At 64.9% G+C, this 26,382-nt stretch carries 17 protein-coding genes; 14 read left to right on the top strand and 3 right to left on the bottom strand.

From position 1 onward, the window contains the following. The first annotated feature begins 42 nt into the window (after positions 1-42). Positions 43-1,074 carry a type VI secretion system baseplate subunit TssG gene (gene tssG, locus BXE_RS24235; RefSeq protein ID WP_049782252.1) on the top strand — a complete coding sequence of 344 codons (1,032 nt, stop codon included), beginning with the start codon at positions 43-45 and terminating at the stop codon, positions 1,072-1,074. 164 nt (positions 1,075-1,238) lie between these two features. On the opposite strand, the gene BXE_RS24240 is transcribed toward tssG, so the two are convergent. Both BXE_RS24240 and BXE_RS24245 read right to left on the bottom strand, forming a co-directional pair. Next, a complete protein-coding gene (locus tag BXE_RS24240) occupies positions 1,239-3,155 on the bottom strand; it encodes an FUSC family protein (protein ID WP_011490775.1) in 1,917 nt (638 codons plus the stop codon). Positions 3,156-3,470: 315 nt separating this feature from the next. Next, positions 3,471-4,283 (bottom strand): 2OG-Fe(II) oxygenase, encoded by an 813-nt coding sequence (locus BXE_RS24245; protein ID WP_011490776.1) that lies wholly within the window; start codon positions 4,281-4,283, stop codon positions 3,471-3,473. Positions 4,284-4,583: 300 nt separating this feature from the next. On the opposite strand from BXE_RS24245, the gene BXE_RS24250 reads away from it, so the two are divergent. The 5 genes from BXE_RS24250 (at position 4,584) to BXE_RS24270 (ending at position 10,202) form a co-directional block, all read left to right on the top strand. Further along, positions 4,584-5,426 (top strand): FAS1-like dehydratase domain-containing protein, encoded by an 843-nt coding sequence (locus tag BXE_RS24250; protein ID WP_011490777.1) that lies wholly within the window; start codon positions 4,584-4,586, stop codon positions 5,424-5,426. Between the two features lie 28 nt (positions 5,427-5,454). After that, positions 5,455-6,618 carry an acyl-CoA dehydrogenase family protein gene (locus BXE_RS24255; RefSeq protein WP_011490778.1) on the top strand — a complete coding sequence of 388 codons (1,164 nt, stop codon included), beginning with the start codon at positions 5,455-5,457 and terminating at the stop codon, positions 6,616-6,618. Positions 6,619-6,637: 19 nt separating this feature from the next. Then, complete coding sequence (locus tag BXE_RS24260) at positions 6,638-7,816, top strand: CaiB/BaiF CoA transferase family protein (RefSeq protein ID WP_011490779.1); 1,179 nt, start codon at positions 6,638-6,640, stop codon at positions 7,814-7,816. A 68-nt stretch (positions 7,817-7,884) separates the two neighbouring features. Next, positions 7,885-9,369 (top strand): MmgE/PrpD family protein, encoded by a 1,485-nt coding sequence (locus BXE_RS24265; protein ID WP_011490780.1) that lies wholly within the window; start codon positions 7,885-7,887, stop codon positions 9,367-9,369. Next, on the top strand, positions 9,366-10,202 hold the full coding sequence (locus tag BXE_RS24270) for an HpcH/HpaI aldolase/citrate lyase family protein (RefSeq protein WP_011490781.1): 837 nt from the start codon (positions 9,366-9,368) through the stop codon (positions 10,200-10,202). Before BXE_RS24265 ends, BXE_RS24270 begins: the two co-directional genes overlap by 4 nt. A gap of 109 nt (positions 10,203-10,311) precedes the next feature. On the opposite strand, the gene BXE_RS24275 is transcribed toward BXE_RS24270, so the two are convergent. Beyond that, a complete protein-coding gene (locus BXE_RS24275) occupies positions 10,312-10,680 on the bottom strand; it encodes a response regulator (protein ID WP_040124076.1) in 369 nt (122 codons plus the stop codon). Between the two features lie 307 nt (positions 10,681-10,987). Here BXE_RS24275 and BXE_RS24280 point away from each other — a divergent pair, with 307 nt between their 5' ends. The 8 genes from BXE_RS24280 to BXE_RS24315 all read left to right on the top strand — a co-directional run bounded on the left by BXE_RS24280 (position 10,988) and on the right by BXE_RS24315 (position 26,213). Next, on the top strand, positions 10,988-11,875 hold the full coding sequence (locus BXE_RS24280) for a LysR family transcriptional regulator (protein WP_011490783.1): 888 nt from the start codon (positions 10,988-10,990) through the stop codon (positions 11,873-11,875). Between the two features lie 339 nt (positions 11,876-12,214). Beyond that, positions 12,215-13,714, top strand: a complete 1,500-nt coding sequence (locus BXE_RS24285) for an L-piperidine-6-carboxylate dehydrogenase (RefSeq protein ID WP_011490784.1) — start codon at positions 12,215-12,217, stop codon at positions 13,712-13,714. Between the two features lie 139 nt (positions 13,715-13,853). Continuing rightward, positions 13,854-15,026 carry an NAD(P)/FAD-dependent oxidoreductase gene (locus BXE_RS24290; RefSeq protein ID WP_011490785.1) on the top strand — a complete coding sequence of 391 codons (1,173 nt, stop codon included), beginning with the start codon at positions 13,854-13,856 and terminating at the stop codon, positions 15,024-15,026. 122 nt (positions 15,027-15,148) lie between these two features. Next, positions 15,149-16,345 (top strand): PLP-dependent aminotransferase family protein, encoded by a 1,197-nt coding sequence (locus tag BXE_RS24295; RefSeq protein ID WP_011490786.1) that lies wholly within the window; start codon positions 15,149-15,151, stop codon positions 16,343-16,345. A gap of 481 nt (positions 16,346-16,826) precedes the next feature. Continuing rightward, positions 16,827-18,635 carry a DUF2138 domain-containing protein gene (locus BXE_RS24300; protein WP_011490787.1) on the top strand — a complete coding sequence of 603 codons (1,809 nt, stop codon included), beginning with the start codon at positions 16,827-16,829 and terminating at the stop codon, positions 18,633-18,635. Positions 18,636-18,827: 192 nt separating this feature from the next. Then, on the top strand, positions 18,828-19,601 hold the full coding sequence (locus BXE_RS24305) for a DUF1175 domain-containing protein (protein ID WP_011490788.1): 774 nt from the start codon (positions 18,828-18,830) through the stop codon (positions 19,599-19,601). Continuing rightward, a complete protein-coding gene (locus BXE_RS24310; RefSeq protein ID WP_081435572.1) occupies positions 19,598-24,418 on the top strand; it encodes an alpha-2-macroglobulin family protein in 4,821 nt (1,606 codons plus the stop codon). Before BXE_RS24305 ends, BXE_RS24310 begins: the two co-directional genes overlap by 4 nt. Positions 24,419-24,434: 16 nt before the next feature. Next, positions 24,435-26,213: a DUF2300 domain-containing protein gene (locus tag BXE_RS24315; protein ID WP_040124074.1), complete on the top strand. Its 1,779-nt coding sequence runs from the start codon at positions 24,435-24,437 to the stop codon at positions 26,211-26,213. Positions 26,214-26,382 lie beyond the last annotated feature (169 nt).

A 26,382-nucleotide genomic window follows, 5' to 3' on the forward strand; every position in this document is an offset into this window, starting at 1 on the left:
CGACGAGGTGTGTTGGTGAAACGAGCGGCCCCCAATGTTGCAATGTCAGTCAACCTGCTCGATGACCTGGTGGCCACCCCGTGGCGACATGGTTTCATCGCGCTCATGCGCCGCATCAATGCGGACCCCGCCATCGCTCCGGTCGGCACCGCGCTGCTGCCGTACTCGGAACCGTTCCGCATCGGCCAGAAGCCGAGTCTCGTCTTCGCGCCGAGTGAAGTTGCCGAAGCCAGGATCAAGGACAACAGGTTGCATATCCGGCTTCATAGCCTGGGGATGCTGGGTCCGAACGGGCCATTGCCAATTCACGTTACAGAGATCGCCCGCGAGCGCGAAGCGCTGCGAGGTGACACGACGCTGAGCAATTTCCTCGACGTCTTTCATCACCGCTCGCTCGCGCTCCTGTACCGCGCGTGGGCCTCGGCGCAGGCGGCCGCCAGCCTCGACCGGCCGGATCACGACCGCTTCTCGTTCTACGTCGGCTGTGTTTCCGGCACGTCGCCGGGACGCGACCGTACTGTGAGGTTGCCCTCGCATGCACGCCTCGCGTCGGGAGCGCATCTGGTGCACGAGGCCCGCAACCCGGACGCGCTCGCCATGACGGTCGCGCACCGCTTCCACGTGCCCGCGCGCATCGACGAATGGTCGCTGCACTGGACCGTGCTGCCGCCGAAGCTTCAATGCAGGGTGGGGCAGGAGCGCATGTCCGCCATCCTGGGAGGCGGCGCGGTGCTGGGCGAACAGGTGCCCGGCAGGATGCACCGGTTCTGCCTCGTGCTCGGGCCGCTCGACATCGAGACATACCACCGACTGACGCCACGCGGTGCGGACCTGCTGCGGCTGATCGCGCTGGTACGGGCGCACATGGGCCTGGAGTACGAGTGGCTGCTGGAATTGCAGATCAGGCCGCAGGATGCGACCTGCGCCAGCCTCGGCGACAACCAGCAGCTCGGCTGGTCGGGCTGGCTCGGGGAGCCGCCCGCGGGCGAGCCCGTCGTGGGCATGCGCTTCGAACCCGAACTGTACGTGAAGCAGCTTGTACGGAACATGCAGCACACCAGACGCCAGGCATAGAGGTCTCAGTGAGCCGTGCAAAGAATTCGCGCCGCTGATTCCAGCGTTCGAGAAAGAGTGCCTCGCTCCCGGCCGCCTGGTATCGATCCCGCCAAGGAGAAAAGCCAGGCAATAGAGAACTTCATCTGCATAGCCGATGAACTCCACACCCGGCCGCTGCGCCCCTACACACTCCGCCCTCTCAACGTCCAATTGAACACCCGCCGCGCATCCGAAACCGGCCGCATCAACCGGTCGAACAACTGTGCGACCGCGCCGTCCAGTTGAGCGAGTGCCGGCGCCTTATGAACATCGATATCAGCGTCGATCGTCACAGAAGCACGCTCATCGGAATCACCACCCGCAGCACGCGCCACGCCGTTATAGCGCGCAATCAACGAATCGAGTCGCGCCACGATCGACTCGACATGCGCCGCGCCGACCTCGGCCGCATTGAGCGCCGTCTTTTCGCGCAACCCGCCGCGCCGCGCGGAATCACTCAACACCCGCGCCCAATGCAGACAACACAGCAGCGAACCGGTCGCCAGCTCGACATCGGGATTCCACACCACCACGCGCTGCGTTTGCAGCGGCCGCAGCGCGATGCGCAGATCGTGCCAACTGCGATCGAGCTTGCGCATCGCCGGAAGCGCATCAGCCGCCAGCGCTCCCGACCCGGTGAGCCGCACCACTTCACGCAGCGCGCCCAATACCGAGGCCAGCCGCGTCTCGACATGCCGCGTCGCGGCAAGCGGCATCATCAGGATCGCGACAGCGAACGACACGACGCAACCCACCAGCACTTCTTCAATTCGCAATTCGACCAGCGGTCCCATCGCGAACCCCAACTCGCCGTAGACCAACCCGACGAGTACGGTAATAAAAAACACTCCCGGCGCGTACGCGTTCAGGATGAAGTAAGCCCAGCCGAACACGCACAGCAGCATCGCGGCGACCAGCAAAACCGGCGAGTCCTGCAGCGGCGCAACCAGCGACACGCTGACGAGCGCGCCACCCAGCGTCCCCACGAGGCGCTGCGCGCCGCGATACACCGTATCGGCGCGCGACCGCGTGCCGAGGAACACGACGAATGTGGTAATGACCGCCCAGAACCAGCGTTCCGGCGAAAGCGAGTGACCAATCAGCATGGCGAGCAATGCAGCGGTCGTGGCGCGCGTGGCGGGGAGCCAGCAAAGCTTGCTGCGCAAGTCGGCAAAGCGCTGCGACGCAGTCAGCGCGACCGCGCCGCCGGCTGGAGCAAACGCAGCGCGCCGCGCGTCGTTACCTTGATGCGCCGTCTCCCTGAGCCGCGCAATCGCATGACGCAATACGCGAGCGTTCGCCTCGACGCCGCCGTCCGCGTGGCCCGACGCAAACGCATACTGCCCGGCCGCCACTTCCACTTCTGCAATCCGTTCACGAATCGTTTCGGCATCGGACGGATTGAGCAGCGCCAATTGTTCTTCGAGCGAGAGCGCGGCTTCGTTCAGCGCGGAGAGATGCGCCGCCACCGGAGCGTGAAGCACACGCGACGCGCGTAGCGTCACCGTGTGGACCGCGAGGCGCAAGCTCGTTGCGGCCCGCGTCGGCACGATCACGCGGCCCACCAGCGCGACCATCAACGGGCCGAACGCGGACAGCAGGAGCGACTGTACGAGATGCGTCGTCGAAGGATGCAGATACAGGCCGAGGTAAAAACACACCACGCCGAGCATCGCACAACCCAATGCACGCGGACCGCAAGCCTGACACAGCATGCCCACGAACATCACGACGAGGAAGCCGGCATCGCCGGCCAGCGGAAACCGGCTCAGCACGCTCGCCGCAGCGAAGCACGCGCACGCACACAGATAGAGGCAGACGAGCGTACCGAACCACGCAGGCCGCCGCGCGTCGCGCACGAACAGCGGCGCGACCATCGCAAAGAGGATGCCGGGTGCGGCGAGCGTGATGGGGTGATGCCGGGAGGCGGTCCACGCGATGCTGGCCACGCCGGTGAGCAGGCAGGCGAGCGCAACGCGCAGCGCGGTATGAAGACGTACGAGCCCCGGGTCCGCGGCAAGCAGGCGGTCGGCGACGCGCGAAAACGCGGCAGCAATCATGATCGATGATGTCCAGGCTAAATAGCCGCCACCGGCTTTTGGCCGATTGCGACAAGGCGGGCGCGCGGGCCCGCCAACTTCGTATCGCCGGACTGGGTCGCCATGCCGGGATCACCGGCCAGCAGCCCCGCCCGACGACGGGCGATAGCACCCGAACGCACACGCCAATACGCGCTGCAAAGGGTGGCGCAGCGCATCCGGCGGATTCGGGTTTTCCCGGATGATACCTGGTCAAAATTACGATTGTCGAATTTTTGCGGCGGTGCAGCAGGGCTCGGCGCACTCCACGCCGAGTCAGGCTAGCCCGAAGCCGCGTCAGGTCGCGTCGTGGAAGATCACCCCGAGCGTATGCCGCTGGCCCGAGCGCAGGCGGCTCACGCCATGCCGCAAATTGACCCGGTACGGGCCGCGCGTCCCTTGTACCGGACGGTGATGGACGGCGAATACCACCGCGTCGCCCTTGCCGAGCGGCACCACTTCCGTGCGCGATTGCATTCGTGGACGCTGCTCCGTCATGACGAATTCGCCGCCGGTGAAGTCCGCGCCGGGCTCGGACAGCAGAATCGCGACCTGGAGCGGAAAGACGTGTTCGCCGTAGAGGTCCTGATGCAGACAGTTGTAGTCGTCGATCGCGTATTGAAGCATGAGCGGCGTGGGGCGCGTCTGGCCGGCGGCGTGGCAGCGCTCGATAAATTCCGCATGCGTAGCCGGATAGCGAACGCCGATATCCATCACCTCGTTCCAGCGATTCGCCACGGGCGCGAGGCACGGATAAAGCGTGCTACGCAACTCCGCAATCAATGGTGGCAGCGGATAGGCAAAATACTTGTACTCGCCGCGGCCAAAACCGTGCCGCGCCATCACGACGCGGCTGCGGAACAATGACTCGCGCCGATAGAGCGCGGTCAGCGCGTCGCATTCTCCGGCGCTGAGCAGGTTGTGCAGCATTGCGCTGCCATACGCGTTCAATCCTTGCTCGACATCGAACCAGTCGATCGCCCCGACACGCTGCGCGAGCGAACCGTCGGCCTGCGCGGCACTGCCTTTGCTATCCGGCTTCGGGGTCGCACCGGCTCCGAACTCCAATTCCAGCGAGTGCGATTGTCGACCCTTCGCAATCGTATCCATAAACCCTCTCCATCACGCTATCTACAGAACGATGATCGAGTGTAAGCACACGCGTTCCGTCACGCACTCCGACTCTTGCTCTTCAATTCTGCGCTGTTCGCAGTCGTTGCTCTGGCAACGGGTGCATTATGTTCAGAACGATGCAGCGTCGGCGCAGGGACGCCGCGTCAGCCACGCGGTCATCCGGCGGGCCTTAAGCAAATCCAAATGCCCGCTTAGGAAATGCGAACTTCGCGGGACGTGCTGCTTCGTTCATAGTAAGGCCCTATTAAGCTCAATGCACATCCGGAGACTTTGCCTATGTCTGCTGCCCCGCAGAAACTCGAAGACTGGCTCGGCAAGGAGGCGGTAGCCCAAGACGACATCACGGCCTTTCCGCTGGCGGCGATGGCCGCCACGCTCGATCGCGAAGAAAACGGCGGCACGGTGCCGCCGCTCTGGCACTGGCTGTACTTTCTGCCGATCGCGCCAATGTCCGAAGTCGGCCCGGACGGCCATCCGAAGCGCGGCGGTTTTCTGCCGCCCGTTCCGCTGCCGCGCCGCATGTGGGCCGGCGGCCGGTTGACGTTCCACGCGCCGCTGAAAGTGGGCGAGCGCGCCACGCGCACTTCGATCATCGCCAATATCGAGGACAAGACCGGCCGATCTGGCCGTCTCGTGTTCGTCACCGTGCAGCACACCATTGAAGCCGGCGGCGAGCTGAAGCTCGAAGAAGAACACGACATCGTCTATCGCGACGCGCCGCACGAGGGCGCGCGGCCGCCGCAACCGCAACTCGCGCCGGAAGGCGAAATGTGGCGCCGCACGATCGACGCCGACCCTGTCTTGCTGTTCCGCTACTCGGCGCTGACCTTCAACGGCCACCGCATTCACTACGACTCCCCATACGTCACGCAGGTGGAAGGCTATCCGGGCCTGGTCGTTCACGGTCCGTTGATTGCGACCCTGCTGGTCGACCTGGTGCGCCGCGAACAGCCGGACGCCACTTTCCAGAGTTTCGCTTTCAAGGCAGTGCGTCCGACATTCGCGGGCCAGGCGTTCACGGTGTGCGGCAAGCCTTCCGCCGACGGCAAGGTCATCGATCTGTGGGCCAAAGACCACGAGGGCTGTCTGACCATGCGCGCCACGGCCGCGCTCGCCTGAGCTTCGCCTGAACTCCGGGAGATTCGATATGCAAACCACGCAACAGGATTCCTTCCAGGACATTCGTGAAGCCGTACGCGATCTGTGCCAGCAGTTTGCCGGCGAGTACTTCCGCAAGATCGACGAAGCACGCGGCTATCCGGAAGAATTCGTCGATGCGCTCACCAAGGCCGGCTGGCTGGCCGCGCTGATTCCGCAGGACTTCGGCGGGTCGGGGCTGGGGCTGACGGAAGCGTCGGTCATCATGGAAGAAATCAATCGTGCGGGCGGCAACTCGGGCGCGTGCCACGGCCAGATGTACAACATGGGCACGCTGCTGCGTCACGGCTCCGAAGAGCAGAAGCAGAAGTATCTGCCGAAGATCGCCTGCGGCGACTTGCGCCTGCAATCGATGGGCGTAACCGAGCCCTCCACCGGCACGGATACCACGAAGATCAAGACCACCGCCGAGCGGCGCGGCGACCGCTATGTGATCAACGGCCAGAAGGTGTGGATCTCGCGCGTGCAGCATTCGGATCTGATGATTCTGCTCGCGCGCACCACGCCGCTTGCGGAGGTGAAAAAGAAATCGGAGGGCATGTCGATCTTTATCGTCGATCTGCATGAAGCGATCGGCCACGGAATGACCGTGCAGCCGATTCTGAACATGGTCAATCACGAGACCAACGAACTGTTCTTCGACAACCTCGAAATCCCCGCCGAGAATCTGATCGGTGAAGAAGGGCAGGGCTTCAGATACATTCTCGACGGCCTGAATGCGGAGCGCACGTTGATCGCCGCCGAATGTATCGGCGACGGTTACTGGTTCGTCGACAAAGTGACTGAGTACGCGAAAGAGCGCATCGTATTCGGCCGGCCGATCGGCCAGAACCAGGGTGTGCAGTTTCCCATCGCGCGTTCGTTCATCAACGTCGAAGCGGCCAGCCTGATGCGATTCGAGGCGGCACGCCGTTTCGACGCGCATCAGCCGTGCGGCGCGCAGGCGAACATGGCGAAACTGCTCGCGGCCGACGCATCATGGGAAGCGGCCAACGCGTGTCTGCAATTCCACGGTGGTTTCGGTTTTGCCTGCGAGTACGACGTCGAGCGCAAATTCCGCGAGACGCGTCTCTATCAGGTCGCGCCGATTTCCACCAACCTGATTCTTTCGTACGTGGCCGAGCATATTCTCGGGCTGCCGCGTTCGTTCTGACCTGCGGGCGAAAACACTCATGAGACCACTCGACGGTATCAAGGTCGTCACGCTCGAACACGCGATCGCCGCGCCGTTCTGCACGCGTCAACTCGCGGATCTCGGCGCGCGGGTAATCAAGATCGAACGCCCTGGCGTCGGCGACTTCGCGCGCGGCTACGACGAGCGCGTGCATGGACTGTCGTCGCATTTCGTCTGGACCAACCGTTCGAAGGAAAGCCTCTCGCTCGATCTGAAGCAGCCTGCCGCGGCGGAGATTCTCGACGCCCTGGTCGTCGACGCGGACGTGCTGGTGCAGAACCTCGCCCCCGGCGCCGCGGATCGGCTTGGTCTCGGTTACGACGCCTTGAGCAAGAAGTATCCGAAGCTGATCGTTTGCGATATTTCCGGCTATGGTGCCGACGGCCCGTACCGCGACAAGAAAGCCTACGACCTGCTGATTCAGAGCGAATCCGGTTTTCTGTCGATCACCGGTTCGCCGGGACAGCCGGCCAAGGCCGGATGTTCGATTGCGGATATTGCGGCCGGCATGTACGCGTATTCCAACATTCTGAGCGCGCTGCTGTTGCGCGGGCGCACGGGGCATGGTTGCCGCATCGACGTGTCGATGCTGGAAAGCATGGTGGAGTGGATGGGTTATCCGCTCTATTACGCGATCGACGGCCAGGCGCCGCCCGCGCTCTCCGGCGCGGCGCACGCCACGATCTATCCGTACGGACCGTTCCCCGCCGGCGACGGCAAGACGGTGATGCTCGGTTTGCAAAACGAACGCGAATGGAAGCTCTTTTGCGAGCGCGTGCTGGAGCAGCCGGAACTCGCCACGGACGAGCGCTTCGCGTCGAATTCGAAACGCACGTTGGCGCGTGAAGCATTGCGCGAGGTGATCGTCGCGGCTTTCGCGAAGCTGAGCGCGGCGCAGGTGATCGAACGGCTCGATGACGCCGGCATTGCCAACGCGCAGATGAATACGCTCGCCGACGTGTGGGCGCATCCGCAATTGAAGGCGCGCGAGCGCTGGCATGAAGTGGGTACGGCAGCGGGCGTGGTGCAGGCATTGCTGCCGCCAGGCATGCCGGCGGATTTCGAGCCGCGCATGGATCCCGTCCCCGCGCTCGGCGAGCACACCGACGCGATCCTGCGCGAGCTCGGCTACGACAGCGCGCGTATCGACGCGCTGCGTGCTGCCGGCGCGATCTGAAATTCCCTTGTTCCAGCGGGCAAACAACGCCACGCTGGCGACCTGAACGAATACGACGCGACATCATCATGAACGATCATCCCAGTCTGACGCTTGCCACCTTCGCCGCTCAACTCGACTTCAATAGCATTCCGCCTGCGGTGGTCGAGCGCACCGTCAACCTGTATGTCGACTGGCTCGGCTCGGCGTTGGCCGGCAAAGGCGCGCGGCCGGTCGAAACCATTGCGCGGTTCGCCCGCGAGGCTAGCGGCGCGTCGAAGGACGGCGCCTGCGAAGTGTTGATCGACCGCAGCCGCGCCACGCCATATTTCGCGGCCATGATCAACGGCGCGGCGTCGCACTTCGCCGAACAGGACGACGTGCACAACGGCTCGGTATTTCATCCCGCGACGGTCGTGTTTCCGGTGGCACTCGCGCTGGCGCAAGCCCGCCGCGCATCGGGCCGCGACCTGATCGCGGCGGCGGTGGCGGGCTATGAAGTCGGCATCCGCGTCGGCGAGTTTCTGGGGCGCTCGCACTACAAGGTGTTTCACACCACGGGCACGGCGGGCACGGTGGCGGCGGCTGCCACGGCGGGACGGCTGCTCGGTCTGTCGCCCACGCAGATGCTCGACGCGTTCGGCTCGGCGGGCACGCAGGCAAGCGGCTTGTGGGAGTTTCTGCGCGACGCCGCCGACTCGAAGCAACTGCACACGGCAATGGCCGCCGCCAACGGGTTGATGGCCGCGCAACTCGCCGCCGACGGCTTCAAGGGCGCGACGCATATTCTCGAAGGCGCGCAGGGCATGGCCGCGGGCATGTCGAGCGACGCCGATCCGGCGCGTCTGGTCGACCGACTGGGCAGCCGGTGGGCGACGGCGGAGACGTCGTTCAAGTATCACGCGGCGTGCCGTCATACGCACCCCGCCGCCGACGCGTTGCTCGCCGTGGTGCAGGAGCACCGTCTCGCACCGCGCGATATGGCGAAAGTCGTGGCGCACGTGCATCAAGGCGCGCTCGACGTGCTCGGCGCGGTCGTCACGCCGCGCACCGTGCACCAGGCGAAGTTCAACATGGGCACGGTGCTGGGACTGGTCGCGTATCACGGCTATGCGGGCGTGACGGAATTCGAGCAGGGTTTCGACGCGGACGAGATTGCGGCTTTCCGCGCCAACGTCGAGATGGCGTTCGACGCCGAGGTGGATGCCGCTTATCCCGCGCGCTGGATCGGCAAGGTGACGGTCACCACCACCGACGGCCGCACGTTAGCGGGCCGCGTCGACGAACCGAAGGGCGACCCTGGCAATACGCTGTCACGCGATGAGATCGCCACCAAGCTGCATCGGCTGGCGGCGTTTTCGGGCGCAGCCACGGAGGGCGAGGCCGCGCGATTGCTCGGCAACGCGTGGCGGATCGTGGGGCAAGCGCAGGTCGGGTCGGTGTTTGAATCACAGTCCAACGCCGAGTCCAACGCCGGGTCCAACGCCGGGGCCAACGCCGGGGCCAACGCCGGGGCCAACGCCGGGGCCAACGCCGGGGCCAACGCCGGGGCCAACGCGGCGGCGGCCGCATGAGCGCCGCGCTGCCGCGCTCCTACCTGTTCGTGCCGGGCAATCGTCCAGAGCGCTTCGAAAAAGCGCACGCGTCGGGCGCTGACGCGGTGATTCTCGATCTCGAAGACGCCGTGCCGCCCGACGAAAAACCGGCGGCGCGCGCGGTGGTGCTGGCCGCTGTATCGGGCGATGCAACGGGGCCTGCAGCGCGGCCTGAAGCGCGGCCCGCGTGGGTGCGCATCAACGGCGCGGACACCTCGTGGTTCAACGAGGACATCGCCGCACTGGCCGGCCAGGCCGGCGTCGCCGGCATCGTGCTGCCCAAAGCGGAGACGCGCGAGCAGATCGAAGCCGTGCTGGCGCTCGCACATTCCGCGTCGAGCGTGTTGCCGATCGTCGAAACCGCGCGCGGATTTGCGAATCTCGCGGTGTTGTGCGCCGCGCCGCGCGTGCAACGCATCGTGTTCGGGACACTGGATTTTCAGATCGATCTCGGTATCGATGGCGACGGCGAGGAACTGCATCTGTTCCGCTCGCAGATCGTGCTGGCGTCGCGGCTTGCCGGGATCGGCGCGCCGGTGGACGGCGTGTCGACCACCATCACCGATACCGATGGCATCGAGGCCGAGGCGCGCCGCGGCCGGCGCTTCGGCTTCGGCGCCAAGCTGTGCATTCATCCACGGCAGATCGATGCGGTGCATCGCGCTTACGCATGGAGCGAAGCGGACAAGGCGTGGGCGCAACGCGTGCTGGCCGCGGTGGAAACGAGCCAGGGCGCAGCCGTGGCGGTGGACGGCAAGATGGTCGATATGCCGGTGATTCTGAAGGCGCGACGGATCGCGGCGGGCGCGTAACGCACCTTCGTGCCGCACGACTGCGTGCGCTTGCCCGTCGTCTGCCCCTCTTTTGTGCGCGAAACGGGGGAGAAGGCGTGACGACGCAGTGCCCGCAGCTAGAGAAAATTCAGCAGACGGCAGGCGTCGCCGCGTCGCTTTCGCATTCGGCCAGCAACGAGAGCAGCTTGTCCAGCGCGAACGGTTTCCTGAGAAAGCCTTTGACGGGAAAGGCCGGCACCTCGCCGCTGCCGCTCGTCAGAATGACGGGTACGGACGCCAGTTCACTGCGGGCCTGCATCGATTCGATCAACTCGGCGCCGTCCATGTTGGGCATGCGCCAGTCACACACGACGGCGCTCACGCGCGTGCGTTGCAGTCGTTCAAAAGCTTCGGCGCCATCCGCCGCCGTGGCGACCGTGTAACCACGGCCGACCAATACGGCGCGCAGCGCGGACAATGCCTCGGGTTGGTCGTCGACCAGTAATACGCGACTCATTTTGCTTATGCCTGAGATATCGGTTGCACCGGGCCTCGGGTGTTCGCGGCCCGGTCGCGACAGGGGTGCAGGCAAAATCGCCATGCGTTCCCAGTCTGTCGGGTTGCTCCTTTAAGCAAGGGGCGTGCCCGATGGTCCCGCCGGCGCGTGATCGTGCATGATCGTGGGTGAAGGCGCGGCGTCTGATACACGGAACCGCCCGCGTGACGGGCCGCTCTGCCGAAGCGGTCCGGCGCTTCTTTCGCGCCCGGTTAAGATTGGCCTTTGTCTCGTGAGCGCCGACGGCGCTTCAACTCAGGCCCTCACCATGCATTTCGATTTCGTGGATTTGCGTTTGCTCCTCAATATCGCGGATACGCAGAACCTCGCGCGCGCGGCGGAGCGTTCGCATCTGTCGGCGCCGGCGGCGAGCAACCGGGTCAAGAATCTCGAAGAGCAGCTGGGTTTCAAGCTGCTTTACCGCACCAGCCAGGGCGTGACGCTGACGCCCGCGGGCGAGGCCTTCGTGCACCACGCGCGGCTCGTGCTCGAACGGGTCGAGCATCTCGCCGGCGACATGCAGGAATACGGCGAAGGTATCAAGGGACACGTGCGCATCTGGGCCAATACCACCGCGATCAGCGAGTTCATGCCGGCTGTGCTGAGCCATTTTTTGCGCGATCATCCGGACGTCAATATCGACCTGCGTGAAGTGCTGAGCGGCGAAATCGTCAAAGGCGTGGCGGATAGCGCGACGGATATCGGCATCGTGGCGGGCAATGTGCATGCGGAACATCTGGAAATGCTGCCGTATCGCGACGACCGGCTCGTGCTGGTCACGTCGCGCGATCATCCGTTGGCGCGGCTGGCGTCGGTCGATTTTTCGCAGGTGCTCGCGGCCAATTTCGTGAGCTTGCCCACCTCCAGCGCGATCCACGCGTTCATCATGAGTGCCGCCGATGCGCTCGGCGCGCGTCTGAAACTGCGTATCCAGGTGGGCAATTTCGAAGCCGCCTGCCGGATGATCGAAGCGGGCGTGGGCATCGGCATCGTGCCGGAATCGGTTGCGCGGCGGCATAGGAAGACGATGCAGATCGCCACCGTCGGGCTGAACGACCCTTGGGCCGAGCGCAAGCTCAAGATTTGCGTGCGCAGTCTCAAGGACCTGCCGCCGTTCGCGCGCGTGCTGGTGGACAGGTTGATGGCGAGCGTTTGAGTCCGGCGCGGTTGCCCGCACGCGGTGCGCTCTCCCGGGCGTTTTCGATCCAGTCGGTCTGGAAGATTAAGTCATGCGCTTTTTCCTGATGCCGGGAGAGTCAGCGGACATTTCCAATAAGAAACGGAAGTGCTCTGACCGGTGCGCGCCCGCTGCCTGGCCGCCGGCATGCATGAACGCCGCGAGCCGTACATCTACCGCACAAGTTATTCAAGCTCAGTAAGCCTTCAGGCGTTTTTCGCCTGCCGTTGCCGGGCAAATACCCTTGCCGCCATAAAAACCCGCGTGTATAGTTTCCGAACTTACTCTTGTTTCGCATCGGAAATAAAAGGGATTTTCATGGACGCTTCCACCATCCTCGCCGACCTGGGCATCGCCCACGCGGCGCAAGCCGGCGACATCGCGGTTCATTCGCCCATTACCGGCGAACTCATCGGCCGCGTGGCCAGCAACACCGTGGCGGAAGTCGACACGGCCCTCGCTCAGGCGAAACAGGCGTACACCGCCTGGCGCAACGTCCCGGCGCCGCGCCGCGGCGAACTGGTGCGTCTGCTCGGCAACCGTCTGCGTGAGAAGAAGCAGGCGCTCGGCAGCATCATCACGCTCGAGACCGGCAAGATTCTTCAGGAAGGCATGGGCGAAGTGCAGGAAATGATCGACATCTGCGATTTCGCGGTCGGTCTGTCGCGCCAGTTGTACGGTCTGACGATCGCTTCGGAACGTCCGGGGCACCGCATGGCGGAGACGTGGCATCCCGTGGGCACTTGCGTCGTGATCTCGGCATTCAATTTTCCGGCTGCGGTGTGGTCGTGGAATGCGGCGCTCGCGCTGGTCTGCGGCAATGCGGTGATCTGGAAGCCGTCGGAAAAGACGCCGCTTACCGCGCTCGCCGTCAATCAGATTCTGAGCGAGGCGCTGCAGGAGTTCGGCGACGCGCCGGCCGGCCTCACCGCGTTGATCAACGGCGGCCGCGACGTGGGCGCGAAGCTGGTGGCCGACCCGCGCGCGTCGATTGTCAGCGCTACGGGCAGCACGGAAATGGGCCGCACGGTCGGCGTGGAAGTGGCGAAGCGCTTTGGCCGCTCGCTGCTCGAACTCGGTGGCAACAACGCGGGCATCGTCACGCAAACGGCGGATCACGAACTCGCCATGCGCGGCATTCTGTTTTCGGCGGTGGGTACGGCGGGGCAACGTTGCACGTCGCTGCGCCGTTTGTTCGTGCACGAGAGCGTGTACGACAAAACCATCGAACGTCTGAAGCAGCTGTACAGCAAGGTGCCGATCGGCAATCCGCTCGAAAAGGGCACGCTGATGGGGCCGCTGATCGACAAGCAATCGTATGGCCGCATGCAGGAAGCGCTGCAACAGGCTACGGCCGAAGGCGGCAAGGTGTTCGGCGGCGAGCGCGTCGAGGTGAAGGGATATGAAGGCGGCTACTACGTGCGACCGGCGATTGTCGAAATGCCGTCGCAAACGTCGGTGGTGCTGAAGGAAACGTTCGCACCGATTCTGTACGTGCTGCGCTATACCGATTTCGCCGACGCGGTGGAAGCGAACAATGCGGCGGTGCATGGTTTGTCGTCGTGTGTATTCACCACCGATCTGCGCGAAGCGGAACGCTTCCTGTCCGATTCGGGCAGCGACTGCGGTATCGCGAACGTCAACATCGGGCCGAGCGGCGCGGAAATCGGCGGCGCGTTCGGCGGCGAGAAAGAAACCGGCGGCGGCCGCGAATCGGGTTCGGACGCGTGGAAAGCCTATATGCGCCGCGCTACCAACACGGTCAATTACTCGTCGGCATTGCCGCTCGCGCAGGGTATCGACTTCAATATCGGCTGATACCGTTCGCGTAGTCCGTTCGTCGAGTCCTGACATGCAGCGGCGCATTCGCGCGCCGCTGCTGCTTTATCAAACCTTCTTTAGCAATCCGTTTGCGCCGCCGGCGTCAGGAGCGGCCACGCTACTCGTGGGGTAAGACGTGAGTTCCAAAGTCGTGATTGTCGGCGGTGGGGTGATCGGCAGTTCCATCGCGTATTTCTTGCGGCTGTCGGATCCGACAGTCAGCGTCACGGTGATCGAGCGCGATCCGACTTATGCGCGTTCCTCGTCGGCATTATCGGCGGCCTCGATCCGTCAGCAATTCTCCACACCGCTTTCCATTCAGATGTCGCTGTTCGGCATCGAGTTTCTGCGCTCGATCGGCGAACGGCTGGAAGTGAACGGCGCCAAACCGTCGATCGATCTGCACGAAGGCGGCTACCTGTTCCTTGCGACGCCGGCCGGCGAGGCCACGCTGCGCGAGAACCACGCGCTGCAAAAAAGTCTTGGCGCCGATATCAGTCTGCTCGACAAAGCCGCGTTGCAAACGCGCTTTCCCTGGCTCAACACCGAAGACCTCGTGGCCGGCGCGTACGGTGAGAGCGGCGAAGGCTGGTTCGACGGCTACGGGCTCGTGCAGGCGCTGCGCAAGAAGGCACAGTCGCTCGGCGCGCGCTACGTCGCCGCCGACGTCACCGCATTGCAGCGCGACGGCAAACGCGTTACCCACGTGCAGACCGCGAACGGCGAGATCTATGCCTGCGACGTGGTGGTCAATGCCGCCGGCGCGTGGGCGCGCAAAGTCGCGCAGATGGCCGGCATCGACATTCCGGTGCACGCGCGGCGCCGCAGTATTTTCAACGTCACCTCGCCGGGGCAACTCGAACACTGCCCGTTGCTGATCGATCCGAGCGGCGTGTATTTCCGTCCTGAAGGCAAATCGTTTATCTGCGGCACGTCGCCCTCGGCGGACAACGACCCCGACGATCTGCCGCTCGACGAAGTCGATCACGCGCTATTCGACGATGTGATCTGGCCGACGCTTGCGCACCGCGTGCCGCAATTCGAAGCGCTGCGTGTGCAGAATTGCTGGTCCGGCTACTACGAATACAACGTGCTCGACCAGAACGCGATCATCGGCTATCACCCGGATGTCGATAACTGCATTTTCGCCAACGGTTTTAGCGGACACGGATTACAGCAAGGACCCGCAACGGGCCGTGGCATCAGCGAACTGATTCTGCACGGCCGCTACACGACGCTCGATCTGGGCTCGTTGAGCTTCACGCGCGTGCTCGAAAACCGGCCGATCGTGGAGAAAAACGTGGTGTAGCCGCATGCGCGGGGGTGATGCGAAAAACGCAATACGTAGTGCGTAGATATCGTTTGCCGCTCACCCCGACCATGCCCACAATCGACGCCGATCCTCCATCCAGAGATAAGCGGCCCGTCACCATGTTCACCTTCAATCCTGCATTCGCAGCGCCGACCGGTTCGCCGATTCGCGAACTCTTCAAGTATCTGGCGCAACCCGGCATGATCTCGTTCGCCGGCGGCTATCCGGCGAGCGATCTGTTCGATCGCGACGGGCTCGATGCCGCGGCGGCACGCGCGTCGCAACACCCCACACTGTGCCTGCAATACGGGCCGACCGACGGCCTCGTCGTCCTCAAGGAGCAGCTCGCGCACTTGATGACACGCCGCGGCACGCCGTGCACGCCACCGGAGTTGCTGGTGACGACCGGCTCGCAGCAGGGCTTCGATCTGCTGCTGCGCGTGATGGTTGCGCCGGGCGACGTGGTGCTGGTCGAGCAGCCCGCCTATCCCGCGACCTTGCAGGCGCTCAAGCTGCAGGAGGCCGACGTGGTCACGATTCCCGTCGATCAGAACGGCCTCGACGTCGACGCGCTCGCCGCGCTGCTCGAATCGGGCACGCTGCGCCGTGCGCCGAAGCTGCTGTACACCGTCCCCACCTTCGCCAATCCGACCGGCGCGACGTTGTCGCTCGAGCGCCGCGTCGCGTTGCTGAAACTGGCGGTGCGTCACCGCTTTCTGATCGTCGAAGACGACCCCTACGGCGATCTGCGCTTTAGCGGCGCCGCCTTGCCTTCGCTGCTTGCCTTGAGCGCGCAGGTGCCGGGTTCACGCGATTGGGTCGTGCATTTCTCCAGTCTGTCGAAGATCGTCGCGCCGGGTTTGCGCGTGGGCTGGATGCTCGCGCACGCGGAGATCCTGCGCCGCTGCGTGGTCGCCAAGCAGACGGTCGATCTGTGCAGCTCGCCGTGGACTCAGGCGATTGCCGCGGAGTATCTCGCGAGCGGCGCGCTGGAGCGTCATTTGCCGCGCATCGTCGACGCCTATGCCGTGAAATGCCGCACGCTGTGCGACGCGCTCGAAGCGCAACTGGCGGACCACATTGTGTTTCATCGTCCCGCCGGCGGTATGTTCGTGTGGGCGCGATTGAAGGCCGGTCAGAATGCGTCCGATTATCTGCGTGGTTGTATCGGGCGCAATGTGATGTTCGTGCCGGGCGTGGCGTTCTATAAAGACAATATCGATGCGGCTGCACTGCGCCTGTCATTTGCCGCGCCGGGCGTAGCCGACATCGAAACGGGCGTGCAGAGAATGAAGCAGGCGCTCGAACATTTTTGACAGCGGCTAAGGCAATATCCGCATCGAGGCGATAAAGGCGATGCTGAAAAAACCCGGCGAGCATATTGCGTGCAGCTGGGTTTTTTTTGCATGCGTGTTTAATCACGCGGATTTAGCATAAACGCTTCGGACGAGTAATGCGATGTCAGACCGCACGAGGCTGAAGGTATTATTCCCGAGGTATCCGGCGCGGGCGCCGCGCATGCATGTCTGTGGCCCGAGGCTGCGCTTTCACGTGCACTTGCACTTGCCGGTTTGACGAATCGGCGCGCCGCGTCGAACGCTCGCGTTTCCTAATCCCTTAATCAGACGCGGATCCGTTTTATAAAACTCCGAAGCGTGCCTGACTGTTAAATAGAAATTGCCGCTGGTTTCCGGCTAAAAATATCGGTTATCATCGCTGCCTTCGGAGACTGATCCCGCTGACTTTATTCGCCGGACATTCACGTTAATACCGTCGCATCGAACCAGAAGAAATCAGATGAAGATGTCGCGCAAAAAGATTGCAATCCTGGTCGTCGGTCTTCTGGTCGTGGCCGGCGTGATCATTCAGGCGGTATGGCGTCCATTTGCGCATCGCAAAGCAGCCGGGAACGGCGAAATCGTCCTCGATATTCACCACCCGGATGCGGTGATCGACAGCGAAGCGCTCTCGCGTTTGCCGCGCGACATTCTGAGTGTGCCGCTGCTGCGCGACGTGCTGACGCAAGATTTCGTCGACTATTACGAGTCGGACAACACGCGGCTGTCGGCCGAGGGCGCGTTGCGGCGTCTCGCGTTCGAACATCAACTCGACTGGCGCGACGAACTGATCCGCCGTGTATTCGACGAACCCGCGCACGTGCTGCTGTGGCGCTCGCCCGACGGCCGCCTCGGCTACTGGGTGATGTCGATGCATCGCAATGGTTTCGCGAAGCTGCTGCAAGGCGTGGGCAACGTCGCCACGAGCGACGCGCAACTGAGCCAGGTGGCGAAGCTCTCCGGCGATGTGCCGGTCTATGCATTGAAACTCGCGGTCGGCCGCACGCTGCTGTTCGCCAGCAAAGACGATCGGCTGGTCGTGCTGTCCGCGCCCGGTGTGCTGCTCGACGAGAAGGGCGGACTGCTCGGCGAGCGGGCCGACGTGGTGTCCGGGATGTTGTCCTCGGGCCGCGATGATGCAGCGCGCGCCTATCAACTAGACGCGCCCGGCGAATCGCCGAAGGGCCACCGGCTGGTGGTGTCGGCCAACTACCTGTCGTTCGGCTATCAGGCGTTTTTCTCCGGCATCGACGCGCTGCGTTTCGATTTTTCGTCGACCGGCAATCCCGCAGGGGGGCGTGGCGTGGCGAACTGGCAGACCTCGGCGCTGATCGTGCCGGACAAGTTGCCGCAACAGTGGAACAGCGCCGATCTGTGGCGCGCGTTGCCGGCCAACCCGGCGGCCTGCACGAGCTTGCCGGCGGACTGGAAAGAGGCCTCGGGCCTATTGGGTAAGGTGGCCGGCGGCGGCGCGGATAACGCTGCCGCGATCGGCGATCAGCTCACCGGTCCCGCGGCGGTGTGCTGGTATGCGAAGTCGACGCTGGTCGCGCCGGTGTTCGTCGCGCGCGTGAAGAAGCAGGACGCGGCCGATATCGCCGCGTTGAAGACCGCGCTGGGCAAAACCTTCGGCGATGTGATCGGCGCCTATGAAGCGAAGGCCGCCAAAGCCGACGGCGCCGACTCCGCGGGCTATCGCCGCCTGCCGGTCACCACGCGCGAGCAGGGCGCGGATGTGACCGTGTGGCAGCGGCCGGTCAGCGCGCGTTCGGGCACGGCATTGACGAGCAAGGCGTCGTTCGCATCGCAGTTGTCGGCGGAGCGTTATTTCCCGGTCACGCTGGCACTTGCGCACGGCTATTTGATCTTCTCGCCGGACGGCCGCCTCGTCGACGACACGCTCGCGGTGCTCGACAAGCGGTATCCGGCGCTTGCCGATACGCTCGCGCCGCAGCGTCTGCCGCGCACGATTCTGACGCTCACGCCTTCGTCGGCCGCCGCGTTGATCGAACGTGAGGCGGGCGCGGCGTTGCCCGCGGATCAGGAGGCGGTGTTCCGCAACGCATCGCGTACGCATCTCGTGCCGAAGCTGCACGCGCTTGCTCACTACCCGCCGGTTTCGCTGACGCTGCCGCAGAACCTGCCGGGTTCGACCGGCTGGGTGCCGGTGGAGTGGTGGTTCGATCGCGCGAGGGCTGGTGCCGGTTCCGGTTCGACTGAAGGCGCTGCCGATACGCCCGCAGATCAGCCCGGCACCGGGGGCGACTGAGTGCGCCGCGTTCGCGTCCTTGGCGCGGCATTCGCGACGTGCGTGGCTGAGCGCGCGCCGCAAGGCATGGTCGCGGCGAGGACAGCGCAGCGTACGCGTGTTGCGCAGTCCACGCATGCTGCGCGGTCAACGCATGCCGTGCAGTCAACGCATGCCGTGCAGTCAACGCATGCCGTGCAGTCAACGCATGCCGTGCAGTCAACGCATGCTGCGCAGTCAACGCATGCTGCGCAGTCAACGCATGCTGCGCAGTCCACGACTCTCGCAGTCCACGCCGCCACCACCTCGCGCCGCGCGTGGCTCGCAAGCGCCGCCTGCGCATTCGCCGTGGCGAGTCTCACGCCCTACGCCCACGCGCTCACCGACACCGCCGCATCACCCGACCCCGACGCGCTGTCGCCGCAGCAATCGGCGGCATTCCGCGCGTGGTTCGTGCGCATCGTCGATCAGCAGATGCGGCGCGGACCGACGCCGCGCTGGACCCAACGCGACTGCGCGGGCCTCGTGCGCTTCGCGGTCGGCGAGACGCTCAGGCCGCACGACACCCGCTGGCTGCGCGCCAACGGCATGACCAGTCTCGCGGATACCAGCAGCATGCCGCCCGAACTGCAACTGTCCGCGGCGCAGCGTGGAATCGCCAACCGCTGGACCCAACTCGACGGTTCCACCGGCGCATACGCATCGGCGATCGCACTGATTCAACGCAATAGCCGTTTTGTTTCGAAGGACGTGAACCAGGCGCTGCCCGGCGATCTGCTGTTCTTCGACCAGGGCGACGACCAGCATCTGATGATCTGGCTGGATCGCTACATCGCTTATCACACAGGCACCGTCACGCTGACCGATACCGGTCTGCGCGCCGTCTCCGTTTCCGACCTGATGCAATGGAAAGACTCCCGCTGGCAGCCGCTCGACGGCAATCCGAATTTCGTCGGCGTGTTTCGTTTGGACTTTCTGACACCATGACCCGAATGATTTCCGTCACGCCGTCGAGCAACTGGTTGGGCAACGCGCGCCGTCGCGCGGCAGGCACGTTCGCGGCGCTGCTGACTGTCTTGCTCGCGGCGATGACGCTCGCCGTCTCACCGGCTGCTTACGCGGACGACGACGCAGCGAGCGCCGCTGCCGCAGCCGATGCCAACATCGCCGGCAATCCAACGCTGCAGACAGCGCCATCGAGTAACTTCAGTTCGCAGAAGGTCGACGGACAGCCGTTCTTCCTGCTTTCGGACGCGAGCTTCGGCAGCGATCAACTGGCACAGGTGCGGCTCGAAGCGCCCGGCCGCGATTTCAAGGACGCGTTGCAGGCATATGGCGGCGCGGACATCGTCGTGTATCGCGTGCCGAGGCCGCTAGACTTTCTGAAGGCGCAGAAGAATCTGCACCGGCTGAATGTCGCGCCGAATTATCAGGGCGAAGGGCTCGCGAATACGCTTACCTATCTGTGGGACCGGTGGTTTACCGAAGCGCGCCGCGCATGGCAGCGCGTGCTGTCGTTCGCGACCCGCAGCAAGGCGACCGAAGCGGCGCCGCAATTCAAGCTCGGCGAACAGACCGGCAAGCAGACGCAATTCGAGCCGAGTTCGCAATTCGCGCCACTCAAAGGCTACGACATGGTCGCGCGTTTCCGCTATCCGATCTGGGACGCGAAAGTGATCCAGCCGCCCAAGGGCGTGAATCTGGCGGGCAGCAGCAGTAACTTTATCGAAGCCAGTGCGGGCAACGTAATGATTCCGGTCGGCAAGCTGCCGCCGGGGCTGTATATCGTCGAAGCGGTGATCGGCAACTATCGTGCGCATACGCTGCTGTTCGTGTCGGACACGGTGGCGGTCGTGAAAGCCGCGTCGAGCGGCATGCTGGTATGGACCACACGGCGCGATAACGGCAAGCCGGTCGCGAATACGGAAGTGAGCTGGACCGACGGCGTGGGCGTTCTGCAAAGCGGCGCGACCGGCGGCGACGGCGCGCTGGTGCTGCAACACGTGAGCCCCGAGCGCAGCTACGTGCTCGGCACCGATCCGCAAGGCGGCGTGTTCGTCTCCGAGAATTTCTATTACGACAGCGAGATCTACAACACGAAGATCTACGCGGTGACCGACCGGCCCATGTACCGGCCGGGCGATCCGGTGCATGTGAAGTTCATCGGCCGCACGTTCCAGAGCGCGACGCAATCGTCCGCGCCCGCCGAGGCCGATATCAGGCTCGACGTGCTCGATCCGAACGGCGCGCCGGTGGCGAGCAGCAAGGTGCATTTCGCGTCGGGCACAGGCGCGGATACCGCGTTCACGCTGCCCGCCGACGCCACCGCCGGCGGCTATACGCTGCGCTTCGACTACAACGGCGATGTATACGGCAGTGCATTTCGCGTCGCCGAATATGTGAAACCGCACTTCGACGTGAATCTCTCGATGGATAAAGCCGACTACGCGACCGGCGAGGCGCTGAAGGGCAAGATCCAGTTGCGCTATCCGGACGGCAAGCCGGTGCGCGACAGCAAGATTTCGGTCACGCTGCGCGCGCAGAAAGTGACGATCGTCGACGGCGAATTGCGTTATGCGGGACTGTTCCCGGTCAAGCTCGACCAGCAGGAACTGAAGACGGATAGCGACGGCAACGCGAGCCTTACGCTGCCGGCCGCGAAAGAACCGAGCCGCTATGCGTTGACGCTGTTCGCGCAGGACGGCGCCGCATACAAGGTGCGCGTGACGCGCGAAGTGCTGATCGCGCGCGGCGCGACGCCGTATCGTTTGAACACGGCCAAGTCGTTCTCGCAACCGAAGGACGTGGTGAGCTTCGACTTACAGGCGCTCGGCGCAATCGATCCTGCGTCGCACGCGCCGTCGAAGTACGAATGGACGCGCCTCGAATCGCAAACGCATGGCGAAGGCGCATTGAAAAGCGCGAGCGCGGGCGGCAAGCTGTCGTTCCCGGTGCAATTCGACGAACCGGGTTCGTACATGCTGTCGGTCAAAGATGATTTGGGCAATCTGCTCGCCGCCACTAGCCATTGGGTTGCGGGCGATGGCCTGAAGGCGATTCCGGGCAGCGTCGAGATCGTGTTCGATCGCGACAGATACAAAATCGGCGACACCGCTGAAGCGCTGATCACCTTCCCCATGCCGGTCGACGACGCGCTGCTCACGCTCGAACGCGACAACGTCGAACGTCGCGCTCTGCTGACGGCTGGCGGCGACTGGTTGCAACTGCAACGGGTGGCGCCGTCGCAATGGAAAGCGCGGATCAAGGTGGGTGAAGACTTCGCGCCGAACATGACGTTCTCGGTGTTGTACGTACACGCCGGCGAATACGTGTTCCAGAACGCGGGCATCGTGGTCGCTCAACCGCAGATCGAACTGAAAGTGAAGAGCGACAAGCCGGTGTACGGACCGGGCGACACGGTCACGCTGAATTTAGACAGCACGCTGAACGGCAAGCCGGAAGCGGCGAATCTGACGGTGAGTGTGGTCGACGAGATGGTCTACGTGTTGCAGCCGGAAATCGCGCCGAATATCGTCGACTTCTTCTATCACCCGCGCCGCAACAACGTGCGGACTTCGTCGAGCCTGTCGTTCATTACCTACGACCTCGCACGCTCGCCGCTGAAAGGCGCGCCGGGCGGACCGCAGCGCGCGAACTACAACGAGCGTGGCGTGAAGGTGCTCGAACGGCCACGCCGCGACGATCAGGACACGGCAGCGTGGGAAGCCAACCTGAAAACCGACGCGAACGGCCACGCCACCATGACGTTCAAGATGCCGGATTCGCTGGCGCGCTGGCGCATTACCGTGCGCGCTGCGGCGCCGGATGGCATGGTTGGCCAACGCACCGCTTACGTGCGCTCGGACAAGGCGCTGTATCTGAAGTGGAGCGGGCCATCGCATTTCCGCGTCAACGATCAGCCCGCCATCGACATGATCGCGTTCAATCAGACCGACGCGGATATGGACGCGCAGTGGGTGGTGGACGGCGGCGGGTTGTCGCTCAATCAGAAGGTCACGCTCAAGCGCGGCGCGAACTATCTGCGTCTGCCGAGCGGCGCGCTGAAGGACGGCGTGATCAACGCGTCGCTGCGCAGCGCGGGTAAGGACGTCGATCGTCTGCAAACCACGATTCATCTCGACGCGAGCGGCTGGCTCGATCTGCATCAGAACACGGTGGCGCTCGACGGCTCGAACAAGCCGCTCAGTCTGCCGCAAGACGCGCAGGACGTCAGCGTGCGTTTCATCGGCAGCGCGGCGAGCCAGTTCATGCGTGTCGCCGACGATCTGATCGCCTATCCGTACGGTTGCGCCGAGCAGACGTCGAGCCGCCTGATTCCGCTGGCGCTCGCGCATGATGCGATCGGCCGCGGCGTCTCCGGTGACGGCGGCGCGAGTTCGGCGCAAGGCCTCGAAGCGCTGCTGCGCAATCAGCGGCAGCGTCTGGCCATGCTGGCGGGTGTCGGCGGCACGTTCGGCTGGTGGGGCGATACCACGGGCGGCAGCGCACTGATTACGGCCTACGCGTATTACGCGGACTGGCTCGCGAGCCGCAGCCTCGGCATCAGCCTGCCCGCCGACAACTGGCAGCATGCAATGGACGTCTATCGCGACGCCGGCGCGAAAGAGCCGCTGCTGCATCGCGCGCTGGCCTTGTGGCTGATGCAGCAGATGGGCCTGCCGGTTGCGACGCCGGTCTCGGGCGTGGCCGCGGACCTGATGAGCGACGCGGCGGCCACGGCCAGCGTGCCCGCACGCAACGGCACGTATGGCGCGTCGGACAGCATCGTCTTTGCGCAAGCCGATTCGCCGCGCGGCAAGCAGATGGCGACGCTGCTGATCGCCGGCATGGCGCGCAGCACGAGTGCTCAATTGCCCGATGGGTTCGATGCGGCGGCGAGCGCCGCGCGCGCGGCATTGAGCAACGATCCTGCGCCGCTCGTGCAAAGCCTGCTGGTCATGTCGGGTGGCGACGGCGGCGCGGCAGCCGATCCATCGGCCTTGCTCGCGAAGAGCAGCGCCGATTACCCGACGCTCGATCGCGCGCTCACGCTCCTGTGGTTACGCAAGGCGCTGGGCGGCGATGTGGCGGCCACGTCGTTGCCGTCGCTGCAAGGCGCGGGCTGGACACGCGCCGCGACGCCCACCGGCACGCCGCTTTACAGGTGGACCGGCGCCACGCTGCCGGCCGCGCTCGACGTCGGCGCCGCCCGCGCCGACGTCAACGCGCTGGTCTCGTTCCGCAGTCATACGAGCGAGGACAGCCGTCTGAATATCAGCGTCGAGCGCCGCCTCTACAAGCTCGAACCGGTCGAGGTCGCGGCCGATCCGAAGAAAAAGGATGCCTCGGCCGAGAGCCAGGTGGGGCGCGCCGCGTTCACCGCGCGTCTGGTGAAGCAGGGCGATGCGATCGACAGCAACGCGCTTTACGTCGACGAAGTCACGCTCACGCCGCGCTCGGGCAACGCTTACCACTATGGCTTGCTCGACGTGCCGCTGCCGCCGGGCGGCGATGTCGAGGCGACGAGCTGGGGCGTGTCGATCGACGGTCTGCCGGGCGCGAAAGAGGGCGCCAGCGGTCCGCAGCCGTTCCAGCGCGTTGCGTCGTACGAGATGGGTGAGCTGGCGTATCACCAGCCCGTGCCGTTGCTCGACCGGCCGGTCACGCTGCGGCAACTGGTGCGCTTCGCGTTGCCGGGCACGTTCGCGTTGCCGCCCGCGCGCTACTTCCGCATGTATCAGCCGGACGCGAAGGCGTTCGAAGGCGGCAAGAGCGATCACCTGACGACGTTGCGCATCCAGTAAGCGAGACGAGACCGCCATGTTCCGCGTCCTTCGGCCATTACGCGAACGTCTGGCAGCTACGCTGCGGATCGCGCTCGCCGTGGGCATGGTGTGCGGTTTTAACGGGGCGGGAGCTGATGCGGCGGCTTCATCTTCACCCGCTTTGACCACGGCATCCGCGCCGCAGATGCTGCGCTTTGCCTGGTTGCGCGACGGCCGGAGCCAGCTTTGGCAAGTCGACGGCAGCGGCGCCGCGGTCGGCTTTTCGCCGCAGGCGGCGGGCGCGTTGCCGCGCACGCTTCAGACGCCGCTCGGCAGCGTGTGGAAACTGTTCGTCTACGGTTATCTGGTGGACCGCAACGTCACTACACCGGATTACGCCTGCAACGGCGGCGACCCGGAGGAAGTGTATTGCTGCATGACCGGCGGTCACATCGATCGCGAACATGCGCTGGTGCAGTCGTGCGGACTCTTTTTCGAGCCCGCGCGCCTGCAACTCGATTCCGCCGACTGGCGCAAGTACTGGACGGCCGCTCACGCGCCAGCCTGGCTACGCGATCTGCACACCATGACCCCGGCGCACCGCGTGCCGGTAACCGAACTGCTCGCCGCGTTGCAGGCCATGCCCGCCCGGCCGCGCGAAGCGGCCGCCAGCACGCTCGTGTCGGTGCTGACCAGCGGACGCGGTGAAGGCACGGTGTCGCTCTACGGCAGTGTGCTGCGCGCCAAAACCTGGACGATGCCGGATCCGGCGCGGCCGGGCGCGTCGATCGGCGGCGCGGCGGGCTGGCTCGCCGACGGCACGCCGGTGTGGCTGGGCGGTTCGGGCGGCAGCGCACGCGTGCTGACGGCCGCCGCGCCGCGCCTCGCGCCGCTGCTCGCGCAAATCTCCGTGCCCGACGACGCCGCCTGCGTACTGATCGATTTCTTCAGCCGCTATCCGATTCGCGAGGTGGTCGGCGACAAAGGGCCGGCCGCCGCACCCAAGGGGCCGTTGCGTGGCAATTTCCGGGTCGGCTTCGTGAACGGCAATTGGGCGCGGGTGACGAGCCGCGGCGAATTGCGGCTCGATCGCGACGCGGCCGGCGCGCCGCACGTGGTCGGCCGTTTCGGTATGAACGACTACGTGGCGCGCGTGGTCGAGCGCGAAGGCGACACGAGCGAGCCGGAAGCGGCCAAGGCGCTGGCTGTCGCGGCGCGGACCTACGTCGTGCAGCATGGCAACCACGATCACGGCTGTTTTCGTATCGACGACAGCAGCAGCACGCAGCGCGTCCTGCCGCGCGCGCCGACGGCAGCCGCGCGCCATGCCGCCGACCTGACCGACGCGCTCGTGCTGACCGGCGCGCCCGTTCAGTATCACCACGACGAGGCCGCGCCGGGACAGATGAGCTGGCTGGCCGCGAAGGCCTCCGCGCAAACCGGCCTGACGTTCGACGCCATTCTCGCCCGCACCTGGCCGCAAGCGACGCTGACGTCGTTCCAGAGTCCGTTATCGGGCGACTGCATCGCGGTGGCCGGCGCGCAGGCATGGCTGCAGCGCAACGCGCCGTTGTGGGCGCGGCGCATGGACGGCGCGGCGGGCTACGAAACGCCCGATCTGCCCGCTGTCTGCGCGGTGCGTGAAGGGCGTCCGTATGCCGATGCGCAGCGTAATCGCGTGTATGTGTACCGCTTGCAGACTGAAGAGGACCGCATCGCGTTGGCGCATGAATATGTTCACCTCGCGTTCCAGCATCACCCGCGTGGTCTCGATGAGACGTTCGTCGAGCGGACCGCGCGCACGCTGATTCGCACCGACAATCCAATCCAATGAATATCTTTTCGCGTTTGCCTTTGTCGCTGTGGTGCTGGCCGTCTCGCGCGGGCCATGCTCGCGTTTGTGCAACCGTGAGCGTGTGGTGCGAGGCGGCGGATTTTTTCACGCAGGATCGGCGGCCTGATGCTCGTCAAGCGCGAGCGACTCTGACAGCGGGATGGGAAGC

This window comes from Paraburkholderia xenovorans LB400 (assembly GCF_000013645.1).
In the GTDB taxonomy this organism is placed as follows: domain Bacteria; phylum Pseudomonadota; class Gammaproteobacteria; order Burkholderiales; family Burkholderiaceae; genus Paraburkholderia; species Paraburkholderia xenovorans.